The organism is Microbacterium sp. CIAB417 (genome assembly GCF_022788845.1).
The window spans coordinates 381,845-402,152 of record NZ_JAHZUT010000005.1 but is presented as its reverse complement, the minus strand read 5'-3'; the positions used below and the strand labels follow the sequence as shown (position 1 = coordinate 402,152).

The 20,308-nt window shown below is 70.9% G+C and carries 15 protein-coding genes; 9 read left to right on the top strand and 6 right to left on the bottom strand.

What is annotated here, in order from left to right; all coding sequences use genetic code 11:
- Positions 1 to 70 precede the first annotated feature (70 nt).
- On the top strand, positions 71 to 484 hold the full coding sequence (locus tag KYX17_RS22725; RefSeq protein WP_243229690.1) for a CBS domain-containing protein: 414 nt from the start codon (positions 71 to 73) through the stop codon (positions 482 to 484).
- Between the two features lie 66 nt (positions 485 to 550).
- Entirely contained in the window at positions 551 to 823 is a 273-nt protein-coding gene (locus tag KYX17_RS22720; RefSeq protein ID WP_243229689.1) for a Rho termination factor N-terminal domain-containing protein, read from the top strand.
- Here the strand turns inward: KYX17_RS22720 and KYX17_RS22715 are convergent.
- On the bottom strand, positions 801 to 1,715 hold the full coding sequence (locus KYX17_RS22715; RefSeq protein WP_243229688.1) for a DMT family transporter: 915 nt from the start codon (positions 1,713 to 1,715) through the stop codon (positions 801 to 803). The two genes, KYX17_RS22720 and KYX17_RS22715, sit on opposite strands and share 23 nt — an antisense overlap.
- Positions 1,716 to 1,824: 109 nt before the next feature.
- Positions 1,825 to 2,904 carry an alcohol dehydrogenase catalytic domain-containing protein gene (locus tag KYX17_RS22710; protein WP_243229687.1) on the bottom strand — a complete coding sequence of 360 codons (1,080 nt, stop codon included), beginning with the start codon at positions 2,902 to 2,904 and terminating at the stop codon, positions 1,825 to 1,827.
- A gap of 239 nt (positions 2,905 to 3,143) precedes the next feature.
- Between KYX17_RS22710 and KYX17_RS22705 the strand changes: the two genes are divergently transcribed.
- Positions 3,144 to 3,890, top strand: a complete 747-nt coding sequence (locus tag KYX17_RS22705; protein ID WP_243229686.1) for a GntR family transcriptional regulator — start codon at positions 3,144 to 3,146, stop codon at positions 3,888 to 3,890.
- A gap of 231 nt (positions 3,891 to 4,121) precedes the next feature.
- On the opposite strand, the gene KYX17_RS22700 is transcribed toward KYX17_RS22705, so the two are convergent.
- The gene (locus KYX17_RS22700) at positions 4,122 to 5,294 is read right to left on the bottom strand and encodes a sensor histidine kinase (RefSeq protein ID WP_243229685.1); all 1,173 of its coding nucleotides are present in this window, start codon (positions 5,292 to 5,294) and stop codon (positions 4,122 to 4,124) included.
- Between the two features lie 227 nt (positions 5,295 to 5,521).
- Here KYX17_RS22700 and KYX17_RS22695 point away from each other — a divergent pair, with 227 nt between their 5' ends.
- Entirely contained in the window at positions 5,522 to 6,178 is a 657-nt protein-coding gene (locus KYX17_RS22695) for a response regulator transcription factor (protein ID WP_243229684.1), read from the top strand.
- Between the two features lie 24 nt (positions 6,179 to 6,202).
- On the opposite strand, the gene KYX17_RS22690 is transcribed toward KYX17_RS22695, so the two are convergent.
- Positions 6,203 to 6,361, bottom strand: coding sequence for a hypothetical protein (locus tag KYX17_RS22690; RefSeq protein WP_243229683.1), 159 nt, complete (start codon positions 6,359 to 6,361; stop codon positions 6,203 to 6,205).
- Positions 6,362 to 6,365: 4 nt separating this feature from the next.
- On the bottom strand, positions 6,366 to 13,313 hold the full coding sequence (locus KYX17_RS22685) for a hypothetical protein (protein WP_243229682.1): 6,948 nt from the start codon (positions 13,311 to 13,313) through the stop codon (positions 6,366 to 6,368).
- A gap of 103 nt (positions 13,314 to 13,416) precedes the next feature.
- Here KYX17_RS22685 and KYX17_RS22680 point away from each other — a divergent pair, with 103 nt between their 5' ends.
- From KYX17_RS22680 to KYX17_RS22665, 4 genes are all read left to right on the top strand, one after another.
- Positions 13,417 to 14,706, top strand: coding sequence for a M18 family aminopeptidase (locus tag KYX17_RS22680; RefSeq protein ID WP_243229681.1), 1,290 nt, complete (start codon positions 13,417 to 13,419; stop codon positions 14,704 to 14,706).
- Positions 14,707 to 14,805: 99 nt separating this feature from the next.
- A complete protein-coding gene (locus tag KYX17_RS22675; protein WP_243229680.1) occupies positions 14,806 to 16,890 on the top strand; it encodes a collagen binding domain-containing protein in 2,085 nt (694 codons plus the stop codon).
- Between the two features lie 70 nt (positions 16,891 to 16,960).
- Positions 16,961 to 18,412: a cytosine permease gene (locus tag KYX17_RS22670; RefSeq protein ID WP_243229679.1), complete on the top strand. Its 1,452-nt coding sequence runs from the start codon at positions 16,961 to 16,963 to the stop codon at positions 18,410 to 18,412.
- Complete coding sequence (locus KYX17_RS22665) at positions 18,409 to 18,954, top strand: cysteine hydrolase family protein (RefSeq protein ID WP_243229678.1); 546 nt, start codon at positions 18,409 to 18,411, stop codon at positions 18,952 to 18,954. Before KYX17_RS22670 ends, KYX17_RS22665 begins: the two co-directional genes overlap by 4 nt.
- 10 nt (positions 18,955 to 18,964) lie before the next feature.
- Here the strand turns inward: KYX17_RS22665 and KYX17_RS22660 are convergent, their stop codons facing one another.
- Positions 18,965 to 19,669, bottom strand: coding sequence for an MBL fold metallo-hydrolase (locus KYX17_RS22660; protein WP_243229677.1), 705 nt, complete (start codon positions 19,667 to 19,669; stop codon positions 18,965 to 18,967).
- Positions 19,670 to 19,750: 81 nt separating this feature from the next.
- Here KYX17_RS22660 and KYX17_RS22655 point away from each other — a divergent pair, with 81 nt between their 5' ends.
- A complete protein-coding gene (locus KYX17_RS22655; RefSeq protein ID WP_243229676.1) occupies positions 19,751 to 20,275 on the top strand; it encodes a TetR/AcrR family transcriptional regulator in 525 nt (174 codons plus the stop codon).
- Positions 20,276 to 20,308: the final 33 nt, after the last annotated feature.

Here is a 20,308-nt window from a genome sequence, read left to right as displayed (position 1 = left end):
TGTCAACCCCCGTGGGCGGCCCGGCGCCCGCTCGTATCGTGGCGCACGTCCACACGAGAGGAGCACCATCATGACCCTGGTCAGCGACATCATGACGCCGGGCGCGCGATGCATCGGCGAGAACGACTCGCTGCACGTCGCGGCATCGGTCATGGCAGAGCTCGACGTCGGATCCCTGCCGATCTGCGGCGAGGACAGCAGACTGAAGGGGATGCTGACCGACCGCGACATCGTCGTCAAGGCCGTCGCGAGAGGCATGGACCCCGAGACGACCCGCGCAGGCGTGCTGGCCGAGGGCAAGCCCGTCACCGTCACGGCAACCGACGACATCGCCATCGCGCTCGAGCGCATGCAGGAGCATCAGATCCGCCGTCTGCCGGTGATCGACGATCACCTGCTGGTCGGCATCGTCACCCAGGCCGACATCGCGCGGTCGCTCCCGGCGACCGACACCGGCGAGACCGTCGAGCGCATCTCGCTCTGACACGGAAAGAGACCGACACGGGCGAGACCGTCGAGCGCGTCTCGCTCTGACAAGAAGGAGAGCAACATGCCACGCAATCAGCGTTCGCGTCTGAAGGACCCCGAGCTCTACGAGGAACTCCGCGAGGACGGCGCGTCCAAGGAGAAGGCCGCACGCATCTCGAACGCCGCCGGCGGCACGAAGAAGGGCCGGTCCGAGGTGGGCCGCCGCGGCGGCGAATCGGGCAGCTACGAGGACTGGACGGTTCCCGAGCTCAAGAAGCGCGCCAAGGAGCTGGGGCTGAGCGGATACTCGGACAAGCGCAAGAGCGAGCTCATCACGGCGCTGCGGGATCACTGAGGGGTCCGCGTTCCGCCGCGCCGCGTCGCGAGGTCCGGCCGCGTGCGACGCTCACCCCGATGCTGGCGGTGACGACGAATCCGATGGCCACGAGCCTCAGTGCCCTGGCGTGCTGGCCGAGCACGACCCAGCCCGCGAACGTCGCTGTGGCCGGCTCGAGGCTGAGCAGGATGCCGAACACGCGCTGCGGAAGGCGACGCAGAGCGGCGAGTTCCAGCGTGTACGGGATGATCGAGCCGAGCAGCGAGGTCACGGCCGCGAGTGCCAGAAGAGCCGGGTCGGCCGCGACGGCGACGGCCGCCGGGACGCCGAAGGGCAGCAGGACGGCCGACGCGACGACGAAGGCGACCGCGAGTCCGCCGCTTCCGGGGATCACGGCACCCGCGTGAGCGCTCGCGCGGATGTAGAGCGCCCAGAAGGCGGCCGCGACGAGCGCGAACAGCACGCCGAGCGGATCCAGCGGGTCCGCCCCGATCAGGCCGTCCACCCCGAGCAGACCGATCCCGATCACGGCGAGCGCCAGCCACCCGGCATCCCGCAGGCGCCGGGTGAGGAGCGCCGAGAGCACGAGGGGTCCGAGGAACTCGATCGCGACGGCCGGACCGAGCGGGATCCGTTCGATCGCCGCGTAGAAGGCGCCGTTCATGCCCGCCAGGGTCAGCCCGAACAGGATCGACGCCCGCCACTGCCGACGCGTCCAGCCGCGGACGGCGGGGCGCACGACCAGGATCATCACGAGCGCTGCGATGCCCAGGCGCAGCGCTGTCACGCCCCACGCGCCGAGTGCCGGGAACAGCTGCGCCGCGACGGCTGCGCCGAAGGACAGCGAGACGCAGGATCCGAACACGAGCGCCGCGCCGAGATACGGGCCGGAGGGAGTGCTCGGGGGCATGTGCTCCAGACTGCCATGTGCGCGGCAGCTCAATCGCCCGGACGCGGGTCCGCCTTCGTCTGCGGCATCCGGCGAGCGCGCACCCGGACGACCGCAGGGATCGCGTGCCTCAGCGCGGCGCCAGCCCGACCCGCAGCGGGGCACCGGGCGCTGCGGCCGCGGCGAGCGCGACATCGGCGTCGCCGAGCGGATGGACCGCTCCGACCATGTCCGCGAAGGGGTACGCCCTCCCCCTCCCGGCGAGGAACGCGACCGCATCGACCAGGTCCGTGCCGGTGTAGTTGTGCACCCCGGTGATCGTGACGAGGCGTCGCACGAGGTCCTCGGCGTCCAGGGCGACCGGTGCTGCGGGGAACACGCTGCCGACGAGGATCACGGTCCCGCCGACGTCGACGGAGGCGATGGCCTCGGCGACCGCGTGACCGGAGGCCTCGATGACCACGGTCGGCGCGGCATCGTCCGCATCCGGCTCCGCGCCGAAGCGCTCGGCGAGCAGCCGCCGCTGGGCCGAAGGATCGACGACCGACACACGCGCCCCGAGGTCCGCCGCGATCGCCGCCGCCGAGAGACCGACCAGCCCCGCCCCGTACACGCGCACGGAGACGCCCTCGAGATCGCGGCCGGCACGCGCGACAGCCGCCCAGGCCGTCGCCGTCGCGCAGGACGCCGGAGCGAGCGCCGCGGCCGGCAAGGATTCCGATGCGCGCACGATCGCGGTTCCGCGACGCAGGTGCACGTGCGTGGCGAAGCCGCCGGTCAGCTCCCAGCGCGGTTCGATCCGCTCGTGACCGTACTTGGCGAGTGTGCGGCACTTCTGCGGCAGACCGCACTCGCAGCGGTTGCACGTCCCGCAGGAGACGGTGACCGACCAGACCACACGATCCCCGACGCGCAGTTCACCGCCGTCCGCGGTGCGCGCTCCGCCGTCGCCGAGCGCGATCACGCGCCCGACGCTCTCATGACCCAGCACGACCGGCACGGGAGACGGGCGATCACCGCGGACGGTGTGCACGTCGGATCCGCAGATCGTCGACAGCTCCACGGCGACGAGCACATCGCCGCTCGCGAGCGCCACACCGGGGACGGCCACGGTCTCCAGCGGCATCCCCGCACCCAGCCAGACGCGCGCCGTCGCCGCCGGTCGCAGCGCGACGTCGCGCAGCTCGGCGTGCGGCAGCAGGGTGCGCACGTCAGCCTGCCAGGGCGGGAACGGCGAGCAGTCCGCGGGCGCTCAGCGCGGGAAGAAGGCGGAGCTTCATGAGGACCTTTCGGTGTGGGAGGGGTGATCCGCATGCCACTCTGACACCGACGACGCCGAGATATATACCTACGTCGGAAGAGTTCAACCTGCGTTCACCTGGACTTCTCCGAGGTGAACTCGGGAAGAACTCACCATCGACTCCGCGTTCGGACAAGTAGTATGCCTATGTGGCTGAAGCTGTGTACACCCAGATCGCCGACGACCTGCGCGAGCAGATCGCGTCGGGAAACCTGCGACCCGGCGACGACGTCCCCACCGAAGCGGAGCTCGCCGCCCGATGGAGGACCTCTCGCGGGCCGATCCGCAACGCGCTGGCCGCGCTGCGCGGCGAAGGGCTCATCGAGACGACGCGTGGTCGTCCGGCCCGGGTCGTCGCGCGCAAGGCCGATCAGGCCGTGGACGTCTCGGTGCCGTTCACGCGCTGGGCGCGCGAGCTCGGCGTGACGCCGGGGGCGCGAACCCAGCAGGTGAGCCTGCGCCGGGCCGGCGCCGACAAGGCAACCGCCCTCGGCATCGACCCCGACGACACCGTTGTCACGGTGGTGCGCCTGCGTCTGCTCGACGGCCGCCCGACCATGCTCGAACGGCTCTGCTACATCGAGCCCGTCGGCCGGCTGCTGCTTGACATCGATCCGGATGCCGTGTCGATCACCGAGTTCCTCGGCTCGAAGGGGCATCCGATCGTGGGACTGCAGCACGAGATCGACGCCGTGGCGGCGGATGCCGAGGACGCGGAGCTCCTGCGCGTCCCCCTGGGCACGCCCATCCTGCGTCTGAGCCGCATCTCGCGCGGCCCGGACGGCCGCATCTTCGAGGCCTCGGAGGACCGCTACCTCAGCGATGTCGTCCGGTTCACGGTCGCGGCATCCGGGATCTCGGACGACGGCCACTACATGCGCGCCGTGGGCGGGTGAGGGGGGCACCACCCCGTTCAGGTGGTCGGCCCCGAAACAGACGATCGCGAGCGCGCATCCATGGGAAGCCGTGATGCCGCGCCCGCGATCTCGGCGCTGGGGACGCCGTACTCTGGGGAGCTTTCAGGCTATGCGGACCCCGAAGGGGCCCGATAGCGCCGAACGTCGAGTCCGTCTACGACTTTCGTCCAGTTCCTCGCGCTTTGCCTCTTTCCCGCGCGCGAGGCGCTCTCAGCCGGCAGGGCGGATCTCGGGTTGCGGGCGGGCGATGGGAAGCCGGGCGACGACCCGCCACAACCCGTCGGATTCCCCGGCGCTGAACTCGCCGCTCGCTCCGAGCACCCGCTCGGCCATCCGTCCGATGCCGGTGCCGCTGGACGGCAGGTCGCGGCGCGGTGTCGCCGGCAGCGGGCTGCTGATCATGAGGCCGACCGCGTCGTCGTCCACGCTGAGGCGCAGCTCGATCGCACCGGGCCCGGCATGCTTGAGGATGTTCGTGGCCGATTCACGCACGATGCGGGCGAGGATGATCTCCGCGGATCGCGGGATGCGCTGGTCGGCGGGGTCGGCGTCGGCAGTGACAGCGTGGCCGGCAGCCTCCAGCTCCTCGCGCGCCTCGTCGATGGCCGCCGCGAGGTCGCCGGTCTGCATTCCGGCCGAGCGCGGCCCGTCGTCGGCGAGCTCGATGACGAATCGCAGATCCGTCATCGCCTTGCGGGCGGCCGCGCGGATCGCCTCCTGCGACTCGGGGCGGGTCTCGGCGTCGTCCAGCATCTGCACGTGCAGCGAGATCACCGTGAGGTGATGCGCGATGCTGTCGTGCAGTTCGCCCGCGATCCATCGTCGCTCGGCGAGCACGGCCTGGCGCTCCTGTTCCGCGCTCGCGGCGAGCTGCTGCTCCAGACGCCGGCCGCGAGCGAACGCGAGCCGCAGAGCGAAGCCGACGCCACCGGCGACGGTGGCGAAGATGAGGTAGATGCCGACGTTGACCGGGACTCTCGTGTCGCCGTACGCGATGATCGCGGCTGCGAGGAGGAACCCGCCGGTGTAGGACAGGATCAGCGATGTGCGCCCGAGGCGCATGACCAGGGCCGCGGCCACCGCTGCGGTGGTCAGGACCTGCGTCTCCGCCGAGACGAGAAACGACAGCGCGAAGGCGAGGCCCAGCGCGCATGTCGCCAGCAAAGGCGAGACGAGGAAGAGGGCGAGGATCGCCGTGGTGAGGATGCTCACGATCGACCGTGAAACGTCCGCCCCCGGCGTGGAGATCAGACCGATGACGTCGAGGAGGACGATGCCGACGATGATCGCCAAGACGACGATGCGCTCGATGGCGCTCAGCTTCTCCCCCGGACCCAGCCGGAGGACGTCGGGCGCACCCCGGGCCGACCGGTCTGAAGCCATGGTTCAGTATCTCCTATTCGCCAGGTACTCTAGCGATAGAGGCCGAAGAAGCGTCCGAACTGCTCCCAAAAAGACATAGTGATTCACCTCCCGTGATTGGTCGTTCGTCCAGCGATGACTTCATCTTCTCGGTGGAGCGCGAGCGGCACATCTGACTCCTGGACAGACTTCATTGGCCAAAGGTCCAGGTCGCTTCGCGTCGTCCGCTCAGCCGTTAGGCTTCCTCCATGCCGGAAATCCGCGTCCTCATCGTCGATGACGACCCTTTGGTCCGCACGGCTCTCGCCCACTTCGTGGCGCGCGATCCCGAGATCGACGTCATCGGCCAGGCCGAGGACGGGCGGGAGGCGATCGGCATCGTCGAGCGGGACCGCCCTGACGTGGTGATGATGGACGTGCAGATGCCGGAGATGAACGGCATCGAGGCGACCACTGTGATCGCGCAGCGCTGGCCGGACATCCGGGTGCTCGCGGTCACCACGCTCGACGGCAGCGACACCGTGCTCCCGATGCTCAGTGCCGGCGCGGCGGGGTACCTGCTCAAGGACTCCACTGCCGAGAGCATCGTGGCCGGCGTCCGCGAGGTGCACGCCGGCGGCAGCTCGCTGTCTCCGCGCGTGGCATCCATGCTCATCAAGCACGTCCGCGACACCGAGCACTCCGGCGCGGACCGGGAGGCGCTCGAAGCGCTCACCGACCGCGAGACAGAGGTCCTGGATCGTCTGGCCGCGGGCATGTCGAACGCCGAGATCGCCCGGGCGCTGATCGTGTCCGAGGGGACGGTCAAGGCGCATCTGGGGCGGATCATGTCCAAGTGGCACGTGCGCGACCGCGTGCAGATCCTCGTCACGGCCGCACGAGCGGGCCTCGTCGACTTCCGCTGACACACCCCACCGGTGTGCGCGCCCTCACAGGGCGAGCAGCACGATCCCCGCCACGACGACCGTCGAGGCCGCGATCCGCCGAGCGGGCCGGGGCTCACGGAGTGCGAAGGCACCGAACAGGCTCACCAGCACGACGCTCACCTCGCGCAGCGGCGCGACCAGGGCGACCGGCGCGAGCGTCATGGCGTCACACGACTCGGGTCCGGCGCACCCGGGCGATCACCAGCGCGATGAGTCCGAGCGCGATCAACAGGACAGCCCAGCCGAGCCCCGCGACGATTCCGCCGGTGACGGCGAGCTCGGGGAGGTCGACGGTCACGGAATCGGATGCGGTCACCGCCGTCGACCCGCTCATCGCCGACGCGGTCGCGGCGTTGACGACGGCGTGCGCCTTCGCCTCTTCGGCCGTGACCGTGTACGCCACCGGACCGCACTCGGCGGAATCCCCTGGTGCCAGATCGCCGATCTCGCAGGGGATCGCGCCACCGAGCTTCGGGTCGTCGATCGTGATGTCGGTGAGCGTGACCGCCCCGGTGTTCGTCACCGTGAACCGGAACTGCACCGTGTCGCCGGCACTGACCTTCGCGTCGCCGTTCGCATCCACGTAGTCGCCACCGGTCTTCTCGACGGCGATCGCCGGCTGCGCCTCGATCGGCGTCGTGACGGTGTCCGTCGCGGTGACCGGCGTCCCGCCGGCACCCCCTGCCGTGGCCGTCGCCGTGTTGACGATCTGTCCTGCGTCGATCTCGGCCTGCGTGAGCGCCACCGGGTCGGCGCGGCAGATCACCATGTCACCGGGCGCGATATCGGTCGCCTCGCAGACGATGTCGCCGTCGACGCGGGCGTCCTCGATGACCACGCCGGTCGCGGTCGTCGTCCCGGTGTTCGTCACCGCGAACGTGTAGGCGACGGTGTCCCCGGCATCCGCCTGTCCGCTGCCGTTCGCGTCCTCGATCGCCGCGGCGGACTTGACCAGCGAGATGCCGTCCTCGCCGCTCACCGGCACGTCCGCCGTCGCGGAGTCCTGCACTGCGCCGCCAGCGCCGGCGCCGGTCACGGTCGCCTCGTTGTGCACGCTTTGCGCGTCGACGTCCTCCTGTGTGAGCGTGTACACCACTGGACCGCAGACGATCTCATCACCGGGGACCAGTTCGGCTCCCTCGAGGGCGGTGCAGTCGATCGCGCCGCCGAGCAGCCCGTCATCGATCGCGACCTCGTCGATCACGGTCGTCCCCGTGTTGCGCACCGTGAAGGTGTAGGAGATCTCGTCGCCCGCGCCGATCCGTCCGTCGCCGTCGGCGTCCACCGGCGCCGCGCCGACCTTGTCGAGGGCGATCGCGTCGGTGCCGGAGATCACGACATCCGCGCTCGCGTCGTCCGCGACCGCGCCGACGACGCCCTGCGCCGTGACCCTGGCCTCGTTGTGCACGACCTGCGCCTCGACGTCGTCCTGCGTGATCTCGTACGGGTACGGGCCGCACGCGATCTCGTCGCCCGGGGCGAGGGATGCGCCGACCAGCGCCGGGCAGTCCAGTGCACCGCCGAGCCTGTCGTCCGTGATCGCCGCATCCGTGAGCGTCGTCGTTCCCGTGTTGATCACCGTGAACGCATAGGAGATCTCGTCTCCCGCGCCGATGAGTCCGTCACCGGTCGTGTCGACCGCGGCGCTCGGCGTCTTGGTCACCTCGACGGCGTCCGTTCCCTCGATCGTGGTGTCGGCCTGGGCGGTGTCCTGCACATCCCCGTCCGGTGCCTGCGCGTCGACCGTCGCCGTGTTGCTCACGACGCCCTGGTCGACGTCGTCCTGGGTCAGCGTGTACGCGATCGGCCCGCACACGATCTCCCCGCCTGGGGCGAGTGGCCCCGCAGCCGGGCAGGGGACGGGTCCGCCCAGCATCGGGTCCGTGACGAGGATGCCCGTCAGGGTCGTCGTGCCCGTGTTCGTCACCGTGAACGTGTAGGCGATGCCGTCGCCCTCGCCGAGCGCCCCGTCGCCGTCGGCGTCGACCGGTTCGCCGGCCGTCTTGGTCAGGCTCACACCGTTCGCACCGGTGATCGTCACGGTCGCCTGGGCGTCGTCGGTCACCGGGCCGGAGGGTCCGGATGCCGTGACGGAAGCCGCGTTCTGCACATTGCCGGCATCCACGTCGGCCTGGGTGAGCGCGTACGCGACCGGCCCGCAGTCCGCCGAGTCGCCCGGCGCCAGCACCGCCCCGGCGAGCTCAGGGCAGTCCAGCGGCCCTCCGAGCATCGGGTCATCGATCGACGCGCCCGTCAGTGTCGTCGTACCGGTGTTCGTCACCATGAACGAGAACGCCACCTCGTCTCCGGCGCCGATGCGACCGTCGCCGTCGACATCCGTCGGAGTGCCCGCGGACTTGACGAAGGCTGTGGCGTCGGTACCCGTGACCGAGACGTCCGCCTCGGCCTCGTCCGTCGCCGAACCCGTCTCCGAGGTCGCGTTCACGGTCGCCGTGTTGTGCACGGCGCCTCCGTCGATGTCCTCCTGCGTCAGGGCATAGGTCAGCGGGCCGCACTCGGCTTCGTCGCCGGGCGCGAGGCTCAGCCCTTCCAGAGCCGGGCAGTCCAGAGCCCCGCCCAGCAGCGGGTCGTCGACCGATGCACCGGTGAGCGTCGTCGTACCGGTGTTCGTCACCGTGAACGAGTACGTGATCTCGTCGCCCGCACCGATCATGCCGTCGCCGTCCGTGTCGGTCGGCGCCGAGGCGTCCTTCGTGAGCGCCACGCCCGTGGTGCCCGCGATGAGCACGGTGGCCGATGCCTCGTCCTCGACGGGGCCCGACCCCTGCGCCTCGACCGTCGCGGTGTTGTCCCGTTCAGCGGCGTCGATGTCGGCCTGCGTCAGGGTGTAGACCACCGGCTCGCAGTCGAGCTCGCCTCCGGGCGCGAGCGTGGCGGGCCCGTCGGCGAGGCATCCGATGTCACCGCCGAGAAGCGGGTCCTCCACGGCGGTGACGGAGAGGGTCGTGGTGCCCGTGTTGCGGACCGTCAATGTGTAGGAGACCTCGTCGCCGGCGCCGAGGAGCCCGTCCCCGTCGGCATCCGTGATGTCACCCGCGGTCTTGATCAGCTCCACCGCGTCGCTGCCCGCGACGTCGATGTCGGCCTGCGCGGTGTCGGTCACCTCTCCGCCGAGCGCCTCCCCTGTCACGCTCGCCTCGTTGTGCACGGTGCCGGCGTCGACGTCCTCCTGGAGCAGCGCATAGGTGATCGGGGCGCAGTCGACCGCGTCGCCGGGTGCCAGCGCGACACCGGCGAGCTCGGGACACGCGACCGCTCCTCCGAGCATCTCGTCCGTGATCTGGACGTCGCTGATCGTCGTCGTGCCGGTGTTGGTGACGGTGAAGGTGTAGTTCACGGTGTCTCCGGCGCCCAGCACCCCGTCGCCGTCCGCATCGACCGGGTCCGCCGCCTGCTTGTCCAGGCTGATCGCGCTGACGGACGGAACCGCGGTGGTGACCGCGTCATCGTCCGAGACGGGTCCGCGCGGCGTGCCGGCCGTGGCGGTGGCGGTGTTCACGACCTGCCCCGCGTCGATGTCCTCCTGCGTGAGCACATGGACGATCGGGCCGCAGGCGGCATCGTCGCCCGGCGCGAGGGTGACGCCGTCGAACGCCGGGCAGTCCAGTGCGCCGCCGAGGAGGGGATCGTCGACGGTCAGATCCGTCGCGGTCGTCGGTCCGGTGTTCGTCACCGTGAAGTCGTACGCGATCTCGTCACCGGCCCCGATCGCGCCGTCCCCGTCCGCGTCGACCGGCGTCCCGGCGGTCTTGACGAACTCGATCTCGCCGCTGCCGGTGATCGGCGTCGTCGTCGAGCTGGTGTTGTCGTCGGGGTCGGGGTCGGCCGTGGCGGAGGCGACCGTGACGGTGTTCGTCACCTCGGTGGCCGCGGTGGCGGGATCGACCGTCGCCGAGTACTGCAGTGTGCCGCCGGAACCGGACGGGAACGACGCCACGACGCAGCGGAACTCGCGGCCCTCGATCGTGCAGCCCGGGGTCGTCGTCGTGATGTCTATGAGCTCGGGCGGAAGGGGATCGGAGATCACCATGTCCACGGCGGCATTGGGTCCGCTGTTCTGCACCGTGAGCGTGTAGGTGATGCGTTCGTTCACCGCCACGGGATCCGGCGTCGCGGACTTCACCACGGAGAGATCTGCGGACGCGGCGACGACGACATCGGCCGTGCCGGTCAGGTCGACGCTGTCGGGATCGGCGGTCTCCGAGGCGGCGACGGCCGTGTTGGTGAACGTCCCCTCGGCCGTGCCGACCGCGGAGATCGCGAGGGTCTCCTCTGCACCGGGCTGCAGCGCGCCGACCGCCCAGCCGTCGATCGACCAGGTGCCGACGGATGCCTCGGCCGAGACGAGCGCGATGCCGTCCTCCACGGTGTCCGTCACGAACACCCCCGTGGCGGTCGACGGCCCGTCATTGCGCACCGTGACGAGGTACGAGATCGTCCCGTCGAGCGCCACGACGGGGGTCGACGTCGTCTTCGTCAGCGACACGTCCGCCGAGGGGGCGAGGGGCACGTCCACGGTGCTCGAGTAGTTGGCGTCGTTGGGATCCGGCGTGGCCGACCCGACCGTCGCGGTGTTGCTGAGCACTCCTGTCGCGTCGGCGGCGATGACGCCGTCGATCGTGACGGTCACGGACTGATCGGGTTCGAGGTCGCCCAGCAGGCAGCTGCCGATGGAACCGGTGATGCGGCATCCGTCGGTCGGAGTGGAGGGATCGAGATATGCCGTCGGCAGGAAATCGGCGACCGTCACGCCGCGTGCGACGGAGGGTCCGTCGTTCGTGACCGTGATCGTGAACGACTGGGGCGTCCCCGGGACCCCCGTCGCGGGGGACGCCGTCTTCTCCACGCCGACGTCCGCGCTCTGCGCGACGGTGACCGTCGCCGAGGCCGAGTTGTTCGCCGTGTCCTGATCATCCGCCGGCGCTGCGACGGAAGCGGTGTTGATCAGCTCGCCCGCCGGCGCGTCGGCAGCCACCGCGACGCTCAGCACGATCGTCTCTTCGGCTCCCGGTGCGAGGGCGTCCCAGTCGCAGCGCACCCGGGTACCGCCCTCTTCGACGCACGTCCCGGTGCCCGGCTGGGACAGGCCCAGGACCGTGATGCCGGCGGGAAGCGCGTCCGTGAGCACGACGTTCGCCGCCGTGGAGGGGCCGGTGTTGCTCACTCCCAGCGTGTAGGTGAACGTGTCCCCGGCGGTGACGGTCTCGGCCGATGCGGTCTTCGTGACGGCGACGTCGGCGATGATCGTCGGGTCGAAGGCTGCCGAGCTGGCGTTGTCGATCGTGTTCCGCTCGGAGGTCGAGGTCGTGACCGTGGCGGTGTTCTGCACGGCGCCTTCGGCATCCGGTGCGAGCACGACCGTCACGGTGGCCTCGGCCGATGCCCCCGGCGCGAGCGTGCCGACGGCGCAGGACACGACCGATCCGTCGAACTCGCAGGTGGCGGCATCCGAGTCGACGCTGACGAATGTCGTCGCCGGGTCGAGCGGATCCGTGATCACGACGTCCGTGGCGGCCGAAGGACCGCCGTTCGCGGCGGTGAGCGTGTACGTGACCTCACCGCCCGAGACCGGGACCTCCGGCGAGAAGGTCTTCTCGATCGAGACGTCCGTCACGGCCGTCACGGTTCCGGATGCCGTCGCGCTGTTGTCGCTCGGATCGGGGTCCGTGGTGCTGCCGGTCGCCTGCGCGGTGTTCACGAGGGCCGATCCGGGGACCGCGCCGGCGGACAGCGTGCCGGTGACCGTGATCTCGGCCGAATCGCCGACTCCGAGCGGACCGCCCGTGCAGTCCACGGTCGTGGTCACGGTGCACGTCCCGGACGCGGTCTCGGCCTGGACGTCTTCGAGGCCGGCCGGGACCGGATCGGACACGGTGAAGTCCGCGGCCGACTGCGGTCCGTCATTGGTCACGGTGATCGTGTACGCGACGGGTTGTCCCGCCACGAGCGGCGAGGTGTCGAGGGTCTTCGCGATCGCGAGATCCGCCGCGTCGCCCACCGGCGTCTCGGTCGTCTGCGTCGTCGACACGCGGTCCTGCGCGACCACCGGGTCACGGAAGGCGACCTGGGCCTCGTTCCGGATCGTGCTCGCGGCACCGGCGACCGCCACGGTCGCGTCGAAGGAGAACGTCGTGGAGGAGCCCGCAGGCAGAGCTCCTCCGGAGGTGGCGGTGGCGAGATCGCCCAGTCGCACACGGACCGTGCGATCGCCCGCCGCGTACTCGCCGCGGTCGTCCCCCGCGGCGTCGGTGAGCGCTCCGGCACCCGGGCCGTTCACGATGCGCAGCGACCCGGGGACGAACTCCAGTCCGGGGTCGAGCACGTCGGTCGCCACCGACTGCGCGGCCGGGTTTCCTCCGTCGTTGCGGGTCGTGATCGTGTAGCGGAGCACATCGCCGACCTCGGCAGCGGTGCCCGCGGTCGTGAGGTTCTCCACGGTCTTGTCGCTGATGAGGCACGGACCGGTGCCGAAGGTGATGTTGTCGAGCAGGTTGCCCACGGCCGCGTTGCCCCCGGCGGAGCTCACGGCCTCGAAGGCGAACCGTGTCGTCGTCTGACCAGCCGGGACGACGTACGTGCCGGAATGCGTTCCCCAGCTCAGGCCGTCAGAGAGGTTCGGTCCGTTCTGCACCGGCGCAGCGGGCGGACCGATGAGCACGCGCATGACGTCGGTCCCCTGACGGCCGCGGTGGTTCAGCGACCACGACAGCGTCTGCCCGGGGGTCGTCGCGACATCCTGGTAGAGCCGGCTCGCGCTGTACGCGTTCAGTTCGGCGAACTGCTTGCCCTCGGCCGAGGCGACACCGTTGAACCCGCTGCTCCAGATCTCGATCTTGTTCTGGACGTCGTTCGTGAACCAGCCGGGCACCGCCGACTCGTCCAGGAGCGAATAGCGCCCGGCCGGGACGGTGGGCTGCTCGAATCCGCCGTTGACGAGAGCCACCGAGTCCTGGCACATCGTCGGATCCTGCGCCGCCACGGCGGGGACGGGCGCCGCCGTGTCGACGACAGCGCCGAGCAGCGAGGCCAGCAGCAGGGCGCCGGCCGCCATCGCCGCGCCGCGGAAGGTCTTCGTTCGGGTCACTGCGGGCACGACAACGTCCTTTCGGGGCCTGCGGCCATGGTAGCGACAGGGCCGTCGGTGCAGAACCGCGAGTAATACGATCGAGGTGATGCCCGCGCACGGAAGGTCCCCCATGCCCGCTCCCTCTCCCGCCCTCGCGCACGCCGAGGATCTCGCCGACTTCGTGTCGGAGTCGCCGTCGAGCTACCACGCCGCCGAGGAGGTCGCGCGCCGTCTGGAGGCCGCCGGATTCACCCGCCTGGACGAGGCCGACCCCTGGCCGGCGCAGCCCGGTGGACGGTTCGTCGTCGTCCGCGACGGCGCGGCGATCGCGTGGGCCGTGCCGTCGGACGCGCAGGCGACGACCCCGGCGCACATCTTCGGCGCGCACACCGACTCCCCCGGCTTCAAGCTCAAGCCGAAGCCCACCACGGGAGCCCGCGGCTGGCTGCAGGCGGGCGTCGAGGTGTACGGCGGGCCTCTTCTGAACTCCTGGCTCGATCGCGAGCTGCGGCTGGCGGGTCGCCTCGCCCTCGCGGACGGACGCGTCGTGCTCGCGGACACCGGCGCGCTGCTGCGCCTGCCTCAGCTCGCGATCCATCTCGACCGCGAGGCGAACAGCGGTCTCGCGCTGGACAAGCAGACGCAGACGCAGCCGGTGTGGGGCCTCGGCGACCCGACGGCCGAGGACCTGCTGGGCGAGCTCGCGGGCTCCGCCGGGGTGGATGCCGCAGACATCCGCGGTTTCGACGCGGTCGTGGCGGATGCCGCGCGCGGCGCCGTCTTCGGCAAGGACGACGTGTTCTTCGCCTCGGGCCGCCTGGACGACCTCGCCTCCGTGCACGCCGGCGTCGCCGCGCTCGGCTCGCTGGCGTCCGACGCCCTGGCCGGCGGCGTGATCCCGGTCCTCGCCGCTTTCGACCACGAAGAGCTGGGCTCGGCATCGCGATCCGGCGCGGCCGGCCCCTTCCTCGAGGACGTGCTGGTCCGCGTCTACGCCGGCCTCGGCGCCGACGCGACCGAGCAGCGCCGTGCGTTCTCCGCATCCTGGTGCCTGTCCAGCGATGTCGGGCATTCGGTGCACCCGAACTACGCGCACAAGCACGACCCGGTCGTCCAGCCGCTGCTCGGGTCGGGCCCGATCCTGAAGATCAACGCGAATCAGCGCTACGCGACGGATGCCGTGGGATCGGCGGCCTGGAGCTCGTGGTGCGACGCGGCCGGCGTCTCGTCGCAGGAGTTCGTGTCGAACAACGCCGTCCCCTGCGGGTCGACGATCGGACCGATCACGGCCACGCGCCTGGGCATCCGGACCGTGGACGTCGGCGTCCCGATCCTGTCCATGCACTCGGCGCGAGAGCTCGCGGGGGTCAGCGACCTGCACGACCTCCGTCGCGTCGCCGAGGCCTTCTTCTCGGCCTGACACTCCGCGTGATCGAGCAGAGACCGGATCGATATATCGGATGGGCTCGGCCCCGGATATATTGAAGTGCCCCTCTGTCCCGAACCGGAAGACGACACGATGGCACGCACGACGACGACCGCCTCAGAGCCTCGACGCGGACGGCGTTCGATCCTCGCCCTCTTCGCCGCCGGGATGCTGGCGGTGACAGCCGCCGGTGGGACGCTGCCGGCCTCTGCCGCGACGACCACGACGTGGGCGACCTGGGCACCCCTCTCCGGGAGCGCCAACGCGTACACCACGGACATCTCCTTCGTGGACCGCCCGGCGCTGAGCGCGAGCGTCACGAGCGACTCCCGAGCCGGGCAGGTGGGCGTGATCTCGGGCGCCTCGACCTGGCTCTCGGAGGGGACGCCCGTGGGCGCGAAGTACGGCACGAGCCGGAACAGCCCGTACCTCAACCTCCGGCCGAAGGCCGACAACGCCTCCTCCCCATCCACCACGACGTACTCGTTCGACCGCCCGACCCCGGCATCCGGCTGGGCGTTCGTGCTCGGCGACATCGACGCCGACGCGGTCCGTCTGTCCGGCGTGACCGCATCGGGGGCCGCGCTGACCGCCGCCGACCTCGGCTTCCAGGGCGGTTTCAACTACTGCGCCGACGGCGTCGCCGGCAAGCCCTCCTGCACGGGGGCGGCCGACGACGTGCCGACCTGGGATCCGGACGCGCTGACCCTCACGGGCAACGCCGCGGCCCTCGACACCTCGGGTGCTGCGGCCTGGTTCGAGCCGACCGTCGCGATCTCCTCGCTGACCGTCGAGTTCACGCGCCGCTCCGGCTTCCCCGTCTACCAGACGTGGTTCACCATGCTCGCCCGCGACATCACCGGGACCGTGTCCGACACGGTCGCCGGGGACCCGGTTCCGGGTGCGACTGTGACCCTGGTCGACGCGAACGGCTCCGTCCTCGGGACGACGACGACCACGGCGGACGGCACCTACCAGTTCCCCGGCCAGGTCGCCGCGGACGGGTACACCGTGACGGTGACGCCTCCCGCCGGGAAGATCGCCGTCACTCGCTCCGGCACTGCGGACCTGCGGACCGCCGATGCCGCGGTCGATCTCACCGTGCGCGACATCGTCCCGGTGGCGGTGTCGGGCACCGTCCTCGATGAGGCGGGCGACCCGATCCCCGGGGCCACGGTCACGATCCCGACGGATGACGGCCCTCTGACCACCACGACCGGGCCGGACGGCACCTACCTGTTCGACGAGGTGCCGGTGGGAACGTGGCAGGCCGAGATCACCGTGCCCGACGGCTACACGCTGAGCGAGGGCCCCGGGCCCTTCACGGTGCCGGCGGGGGACGAGACGCCGATCGAGGGCCAGGACTTCGTGCTGGCCGAGAATCCCTCCCTGTCCGGCCAGGTGACGGCGGCCGGGGTCGGGGTCCCCGGCATCACGCTCCAGATCGACGGGCCGAGCGGTCCGCTGACGACGGTCACGGACGCGGACGGCAACTACGCCTTCCCGCGCCTGGACAGCGGGGACTACGTCGTGCGCATCGTCCAGGAGGACGTCCCGGCGGGGATGTATGTCTACACCGCATCTCGCTCTCATCCGGTCGGGGACGAAGACGTGGTCGACGCCGACTTCGCGCTCGGCCGGTTCGGCACGGTCGCCGGAACCGTCCGGGACGACTCGGGCGCCCCCGTCGAGGGCGTCACCCTCACGCTGACCTCCGTCGGCGGGCAGGAGACGCTCACCACCGACGCGGAGGGCGCGTACAGTGCGACGACGCTGCGCAACGGCCGCCACACGGTCGAGGTGACGGCCCCCGAGGGGTACGAGATCTCGGGCCCCGCGACGATCACCGTGACGGTGACGGACGCCGGTGAGGTGTACGTCGAGCAGGACTTCACGCTCATCGCGGTCGACCCCGGCGGAGCCGACGCGGATGCCGACGCTGACGGCGGGGACGCCGACGCGGGCGGCTCGGCGGACGCCGGCGGCTCGGATGCCGACGCCGCCGGTGCGGCGGACGGCTCCGGTGGCGACGCCGAGGGTGCCGGCGGAAACGACGGATCCGACGACCTCGCGACGACCGGGTCGGCGCTGCCGATCACTCTGCTCGCCGTCGGCGGAGCCGCCCTCGCGGTGGGTGCCGCTCTGACGCTGCGCGGAAGGCGCGCCGCCGGCCGCTGATCCCCCGGGGTCCCGCTGGTGCCATGATGAGTTCCAGCGGGGCCGGGGATGGCCCCATCAGGAGGCCGCCATGTCCGACAAGATCGCGACGGTCCCGGGGCTCGTCGAGCGCGCCGGCATCGAGATCATCCCCGAGTCCGACCGTACGGCGAGACCGCGCGACCTGTTCTGGCCGTGGTTCGCGGCCAACGTGTCGGTCTTCGGGATGTCCTACGGCTCGTTCGTGCTCGGCTTCGGCATCTCCTTCTGGCAGGCCACCCTGGTCTCGGTGGTCGGGATCGTCGTGTCGTTCCTGCTGTGCGGTCTGATCGCGATCGCCGGCAAGCGCGGCTCGGCGCCGACCATGGTGCTCTCCCGCGCGGCGTTCGGCGTGCACGGGCAGAAGGTCCCCGGCATCGTCTCGTGGCTGACGTCGATCGGCTGGGAGACGTTCCTTGCCATCATGGCCGTGCTCGCGACGGCGACCGTCATCACGCAGCTCGGCGGCGACGGCGACAGCGTGGGGCTGAAGATCGTCGCGACCGTCATCGTCGCGGCGCTCATCGTCGCGGCATCCGTGCTGGGCTATCACACGATCATGAAGCTGCAGTCGGTGCTCACCTGGATCACCGGCGCCGTCACGATCGTGTACATCGTCCTCGCGGCGCCGAGCATCGACCTGGCGACCGTCATGGCACTGCCCGCGGGCAACCTCGGTCAGGTGACAGGCGCGCTCGTCATGGTCATGACCGGGTTCGGTCTGGGCTGGATCAACATCGCGGCGGACTGGTCGCGCTACCAGAAGCGCACGGCGTCGGACGGCGCGATCGTGGCCTGGAACACCATCGGCGGATCCGTCGCCCCGGTGATCCTGGTGGTCTTCGGGCTGCTGCTGGCAGGGTCCGATCCCGAACTGAGCGCGGCGATCGCCGCCGATCCGATCGGGGCCCTGGCGACGATCCTGCCGACCTGGGTGCTCGTGCCGTTCCTGCTGACCGCCGTGCTCGCGCTGGTCTCCGGCGCGGTGCTGGGCATCTACTCCTCCGGGCTCACGCTGCTCAGCCTCGGCATCCGGATCCCCCGTCCGTCCGCCGCGGCGATCGACGGCGTGATCCTGACGATCGGGACGATCCTCGTCGTGTTCTTCGCGCCCGACTTCCTCGGGCCGTTCCAGAGCTTCCTCATCACGCTCGGCGTGCCGCTGGCATCCTGGGCCGGCATCCTCATCGCGGACATCCTGCGGCGCAGGAGGGACTACGACGAGGACGCGCTGTTCGACAGCCGCGGCCGGTACGGGTCCTGGGACTGGACCTCGATCGGCACCATGATCGTCGCGAGCGCGATCGGATGGGGACTCGTGATCAACACCTTCGCCGAGGCGGCTCCGTGGAACAACTGGCAGGGCTACCTGCTGTTCCTCGTCGGCGGACGCGACGGCGAGTGGGCGTACGCGAACCTCGGCGTGTTCTTCGCGCTCGTGCTGTCGTTCCTGGTGACCTGGTTCGCCAGGGCCGGGAGGATCCGGCGTCAGGAGCAGGCGTGAGCGACTGGCTGGTCGTCATCGATCCTCAGGCCGTCTTCGCCGCACGGGACTCGGAATGGGGATCGCCGTTCTTCGACGAGGCCATGCCGCGCATCCGCGCGCTGGCGGAGGCGTTCCGAGACCAGGTCGTCGTGACCCGGTGGCTGCCGACAGCGGACCGGTCGACCTCGTGGGGCGACTACTTCGCGGCGTGGCCCTTCGCGGATCGCCCGGCGGACGACGCGCTGTTCGACCTCGTCCCGGCGGCCGCCGGCCTGTCCCGGCATCCGACTGTCGATCTGCCGACGTTCGGCAAGTGGGGTCCCGAGCTCGAGTCCGTCGTCGGCCGAGGCGCACGCGTGGTGCTCTGCGGAGTCTCGACGGACTGCTGCGTGATCTCGACGGCGCTGGCGGCGGCGGATGCCGGGGCGCACGTGACCGTCGCCGCTGATGCCTGCGCCGGATCGACGGCAGAGAACCACGCCGCGGCGCTGCAGGTGATGGGGCTCTATCCACCGCAGATCGTCGTCACGGACACGGCAGACGTGCTCGCCGGGCGCTGAGCGGCTCCCGTCAGGCTGCGCGCGTCGCGGCGACGAGTTCCGCGGGGCGCCCCTTCCAGGGCGCCCCGTGTCCGGGGAGGATCCACGACGCCTGCACCGCACTCAGGCGGTCCAGCGACGCGTTCGCCTCCGCGGCGTCGTCGGTGAACGGCGCCGGCTGCGCGCCGGCGCGCCCGGTGAGCACATGGCGCGTGGTGAGCGCGTCGCCGACGAACACGGCGTCCACCGCGGGGATGTGCACGGCGACACTGCCGGGCGAGTGTCCCGGCATCCCGATGATCACCGGCGCGCCGGGCAGGTCCAGCACGTCGCCGTCTGCGACCTCGACGACCTCCGTCAGGAACTCGGGCTTCATGCCCTTGCGGATCCCGTAGGCGAGAAAGCCGAGCGTCGGACCGATCCTGGCCGGCCCCATCGGGGTCTTGGGCTTCTCGCCGGTGCGGGCGCGATGCGCGTCGGCGGAGTGGACGAAGATCGGGACGCCGGTCTCACGGCGCAGTCGCTCGGCGAAGCCGATGTGATCGCTGTCGCCGTGCGTGAGGACGAGCCCGCGGACGTCCGAGAGCGGGCGCCCGATCGCGGCGAGCTCCTCCTGCAGATCGCGCCAGTGCCCGGGCAGCCCCGCGTCCACGAGCGTGATGCCCTCGGGAAGATCGATGAGATAGGACGCGACGATGTCGTTTCCGAGACGGTCCAGCTGCGGGGCGATTTCCATGACATGTCCTTCCAAGACCGGGCATGGCTACGATACGTAGCTATGATGGCTAATGTCAATAGCCATCATCAGGAGGACGGAATGCCGACACCGGAACGCACCACGTACGCGGACGTCGTCGCCGCGGGACGCTCGATCCTCGAGGCCGCGGGTTTCGAGGGGCTCACGATGCAGGCCGTGGCCGCCCGGGTCGGCGTTCGACCGCCGTCGCTGTACAAGCGGGTGCGCGACCGGGAGGCGCTCGTGGCGGCGATCGCGGAGTCCGCGATCGATGACCTCACCGGCCGTCTGCACTCCGCAGGCGGCGACCTCCCCACCCTCGCCATCGCCTACCGCGCCTTCGCGCACGCCTTTCCGGAGAGCTTCCGGCTGATCTTCACGACCGCCGCGCCGCAGGCCGCCCTGCGGCGGGCGTCGGAACCAGTTCTCGACGCGTGCGCTGCACTCGTCGGCGAACAGGACGCCCTCGAGGCCGCTCGACTGTTCACCGCCTGGGCGACTGGGTTCCTGCAGATGGAGCTGGCGGGCGCGTTCCGCCTGGGAGGCGACGTCGACCGCGCCTTCGCCTACGGCCTGCATCGGATCATCTCGAGCCTGGAGGGCTGACATTGCGCCCCATGACTCCCGCATGCGGTAAGA